Below are 4,470 nucleotides of genomic sequence, written 5' to 3' on the forward strand. Positions count from 1 at the left end.
CCTCCGCGTCGGTTCAGGCGCGTTTGCGTTCCGAAGTGGACGACTTGGAGGTGGCCTTCTTCGCGGCGGTCTTGGCCGGAGCCTTCTTGGCCGGCTTCTTCTTGGCGGGTGCGGCCTTCTTCCCGGCGGCGTCGACGCTGCGCTGCAGTGCCGCCACCAGGTCCACCACTTCGGCGTCCTCGCCGCTCTTCTCGACTTCGGCGACGGGGATGACCTTCTTGCCGCCCGACTCGATCATCTCGTCGAGCAGTTCACGCAACTGCACCTGGTAGTCGTCGGTGAATTCGGTGGGGTCGAAGTCGTCGGCCATGCTGTCGACGAGCGTCTCGGCCATGGCGAGTTCCTTCGCCTTCGGCTTGTCGACGCCGTCGAGCGAGGAGAACTCGGCGGCGCGTACCTCGTCCGGCCACAGCAGCGTCTGGATCACCAGTACCCCGTCGCGTGACCGCATCGCGGCCAGTCGGGTGCGCTGCCGGAGGGTGAAGTGGACGAGGGCTGTGCGGTCGCTGTTCTCGAGGGCTGTCGCGAGGAGGACATACGCCTTCGGAGAGCTGGAATCGGGTTCGAGGAAGTAACTCTTCTCGAACAGAATGGGGTCGATCTGTTCGGTCGGCACGAACTGCAGAACGGGAATCTCGTGTTTCTCGGCGGCGGGCAGTTTCCCGAAATCATCGTCCGTCAACACCACGCGCACGCCGTCGTCGGAGTCGTAGGCCTTGTCGATATCGGCGTATTGGACGACGTTGCCGCATTCGGAGCAGACGCGGTTGTATTTGATCCGGCCGCCGTCCTTGGCATGGACCTGGTGAAACCTGATGTCGTGATCCTCGGTTGCCGAATAGACCTTGACCGGCACATTCACGAGTCCGAACGCTATCGAGCCCTTCCATATCGACCGCATGCGTTCCATGATGGTCTCCTTTTCGCGTTCGCGCGACAGTTCATCGAACTTCCCGGCGAAGCGTCGAACGGAGAATCACACTGCGGATATYGCCGGAGGATGCCCGAAACATCCGCCCCATTGCGGACAGGGTTCCGCGCGGATTCGACCGTTCGGACAGATATGCCGCCTGGAGTTGTGGCGGTAGATCGAAGAAATGCTCGAAGAATTCGGGGACGTGTTCTGCATCCAGATTCAGGAGGACGCGAAGACCGACCGACCGCAGGGACACGACGGTGCGGGCCTTCCATGGCCACAGTCGCGCGTTCGAACCGTCACGAAGATCGTGGGCCAGAACATCTGCGCACAGGAGCGACGCTGCGACGCTGTAACCCGTTCCGGGGTGCATCAACCCGGCGCGGGCCCCGAAGCGCACCTGATCCGAGCTGTGGGCACGACCCGCCTCGGGGGGTGGTTCGACGGCGAATCTGACTCTCTCGACGTCCGAATGGGACGGTACGGTGACGCCCCGCTGTCGGAGTCGGTCGTGGAGTCGGGTGGCGAGTTCCGAGATCGGGAGTGGCGGGCGACCGACCAGGCAGGTCTCTTCGAGCAGGAACCGGTCGTGCGCGAGGGGGACCCCGTAGAGGAACGACGGCACGTCCGAGGGCGATGTGCCGTTGTCGCGGCGCCAGTCCATGAACACCGCGGCGTCGCCGGCGAGCGCATGGGCGGCCGTGCCGGGGTCCACCACGACGCCGTAGGCCGTCTGCTGGGCGAGGTCGGGGCTGTCGCCGGTGCCGCGAGCGTCGACCACGACGTGCGCCTCCAGCGTGGACCCGTCGTCCAGCAGAACGGACGTGGGGGAGAGGTCCACGGCTCTACCTGCGAGGACGGTTCCGCATTCCCTGCTGAGTATTGATTGCAGTGACGATGTATTCAAAACACAATATGTGCGATCGATGATGTGGCGACGTGTCGTCCAGGCCGCCGGGCGAGAAGTTCTCGTTTCGATCGCGTCCCGAGGGAGCCAGTCGGGGAGCTCGTCTTCCCACGCCGCGTACGTCGCGGTCCACGACCTCCGGGGGAGCGGGTCGACCGAAACGACCGTCGCACCGAGAGCTGTGGCCCGGTGGGCGAGGGCGCGGCCGGCGGGCCCGAGGCCCACGATCGCAACGTCCCAGATCGCTGGACGGGGAGAAGCTGTCACGCAGCCAGCCTGACACGAGAGCCGAGTTTCCTGCCGGAGAATATGTACATGTTCCAGAATCGGACACGGACGGAACAGCAATGTTTCCCGAACTCGTCCCGGTGCGCTCCGGATAGCTCGGGGTAGTGGGGGCTTCGCCGGCGCACGTCACGACCTCGTCAACTCGCCCTGGACAGCCCGGACCGGCCACGGCGGGTGCTGGGGGGAGTGGGCGCCGCGGTCCTGCCTCGCCGACCGTGGGGGAGCGCGAAGAGTTGAGCGAGATGGAGTCGCGCGGGGTGGGGAACCTGAATGCGCCTGCGAAATCCCGGAACACGTCGGTCGGGCTTCCCGACTCTATACGTCGGCAGCCGGCGTATAGAGTCGGGCCCAGACGGAACGCACTAGTTTCCCGAATATTGACTGTGGCCATCGACCCTCCCACCCACAGACGTCACCACCGTGTACAAACTCCCGAACGCATCACTCCCGATCAACACGCCAACGACGAGAGGGCCAGGGGCTGTCTGCGAGTCGGATACGGCCGCGAACGTTAGCGGGATCACTGGCGGGCGTGTTCCGAGTCGCCGGCGGTCGGGTAAAATTGCTGGTTCGTGTGTTCTTTGCTCAGTTTTTCTCATTCAACGCGAGCGTCATTTTCCTAGGAGTCTTGTTGATCACCGCTACCGACCTGGAAGTTCGAGCTGGAGTACGGACGTTGCTGTCCGCGCCCGGGCCGGCTTTGCGGGTGCAGCCCGGCGACCGCATCGGGCTGGTCGGCCGCAACGGTGCCGGCAAGACGACCACCCTCCGCATTCTTGCGGGGGAGGGGGAGCCGTATGCGGGTGCCGTGGTGCGCACCGGCGATCTCGGATACCTCCCGCAGGACCCGAAGGAAGGCGACCTCGACGTCCTCGCGAAGGACCGCGTGTTGTCCGCGCGCGGCCTCGACTCGCTGCTGCGGGACATGGAGAAGCAGCAGATCCTGATGTCGGAGGTCGTCGACGACGCCGAGCGCGACAAGGCCGTGCGCAAGTACGGAAACCTCGAGGACCGCTTCTCGGCCCTCGGGGGTTACGAGGCCGAGAGCGAAGCTGCGCGCATCTGCAACAGCCTCGGCCTGGCCGACCGCATCCTCGGTCAGCAGCTGCACACCCTGTCGGGTGGTCAGCGCCGCCGTGTCGAACTGGCGCGCATCCTGTTCGCGGCGTCGGACGGTAGCGGCGGACGGTCGGACACGACTCTTCTGCTCGACGAGCCGACCAACCACCTCGACGCCGACTCGATCACCTGGCTGCGGGGATTCCTGCAGAACCACGAGGGTGGTCTGATCGTGATCAGCCACGACGTCGATCTGCTCAACGACGTCGTGAACCGGGTGTGGTTCCTCGACGCCGTGCGCGGCGAGGCCGACGTGTACAACATGAGCTGGAAGAAGTACCTCGACGCCCGCGCGACCGACGAACAGCGTCGTCGCCGCGAGCGCGCCAATGCTGAGAAGAAGGCCGGTGCGCTGCGCGCGCAGGCCGCGAAGCTCGGCGCGAAGGCCACCAAGGCGGTGGCGGCGCAGAACATGGCGAAGCGCGCCGACAAGCTGATGTCCGACCTCGACGCGGAACGCGTGTCCGACAAGGTGGCCCGGATCCGGTTCCCCGAGCCGGCCGCGTGCGGCAAGACTCCGCTGATGGCGGAGAACCTGACCAAGGTCTACGGTTCGCTCGAGATCTTCACCGGAGTGGATCTCGCGATCGACCGTGGGTCACGGGTCGTGGTGCTCGGTCTCAACGGTGCCGGTAAGACGACGCTGCTGCGCATTCTCGGCGGCGTCGAGACGCCGGACGCGGGCGGGCTCGTCCCCGGTCACGGGCTGAAGATCGGCTACTTCGCGCAGGAGCACGACACCCTCGACGACAACGCGTCGGTGTGGGAGAACATTCGCCACGCGGCCCCCGACACGGGGGAGCAGGAGCTGCGTTCGCTGCTCGGTGCGTTCATGTTCACCGGCCCGCAGCTCGAGCAGCCCGCAGGCACCCTGTCCGGTGGTGAGAAGACGCGCCTCGCGCTCGCGGGTCTCGTGTCGTCCGCGGCGAACGTCCTGCTGCTCGACGAGCCGACGAACAACCTCGACCCCGTCTCCCGCGAGCAGGTGCTGGACGCGCTCCGCAGCTACACCGGGGCCGTCGTGCTGGTGACACACGACCCGGGTGCGGCCGAGGCGCTCGACCCGGAACGGGTCATTCTGCTGCCCGACGGCACCGAGGACCACTGGTCGCAGGACTACCTGGAACTGATCCAGCTCGCCTGAGCACTGCGCGTAGATATCGCCGTCGCGGGGCTCTACCGTGGAAACCACCGTCGCTCGCCGACTGGAGGAGTTCATGGCTGACATCGGGGTCTTCGC

The 4,470-nt window shown here is 65.9% G+C and carries 3 protein-coding genes; 1 reads left to right on the forward strand and 2 read right to left on the reverse strand.

What is annotated here, in order from left to right; all coding sequences use genetic code 11:
- Nucleotides 1-13: 13 nt before the first annotated feature.
- Together ku and AC1D1G_RS42115 are read right to left on the reverse strand one after the other, a co-directional pair.
- Nucleotides 14-901: a non-homologous end joining protein Ku gene (ku, locus tag AC1D1G_RS42110; protein WP_443706314.1), complete on the reverse strand. Its 888-nt coding sequence runs from the start codon at nucleotides 899-901 to the stop codon at nucleotides 14-16.
- A 40-nt stretch (nucleotides 902-941) separates the two neighbouring features.
- Nucleotides 942-2,090: a lycopene cyclase family protein gene (locus AC1D1G_RS42115; RefSeq protein ID WP_477956590.1), complete on the reverse strand. Its 1,149-nt coding sequence runs from the start codon at nucleotides 2,088-2,090 to the stop codon at nucleotides 942-944.
- Nucleotides 2,091-2,742: 652 nt separating this feature from the next.
- On the opposite strand from AC1D1G_RS42115, the gene AC1D1G_RS42120 reads away from it, so the two are divergent.
- Nucleotides 2,743-4,374, forward strand: coding sequence for an ABC-F family ATP-binding cassette domain-containing protein (locus tag AC1D1G_RS42120; RefSeq protein ID WP_072942064.1), 1,632 nt, complete (start codon nucleotides 2,743-2,745; stop codon nucleotides 4,372-4,374).
- The last annotated feature ends 96 nt before the right edge of the window (nucleotides 4,375-4,470 follow it).

The sequence above is a fragment of the Rhodococcus sp. P3_B8 genome (assembly GCF_056402775.1).

Excerpts from the sequence above, each read along its gene's own strand:
- ku (WP_443706314.1), bottom strand. The coding sequence starts at position 901 with ATGCGGTCGATATGGAAGGGCTCGATAGCGTTCGGACTCGTGAATGTG.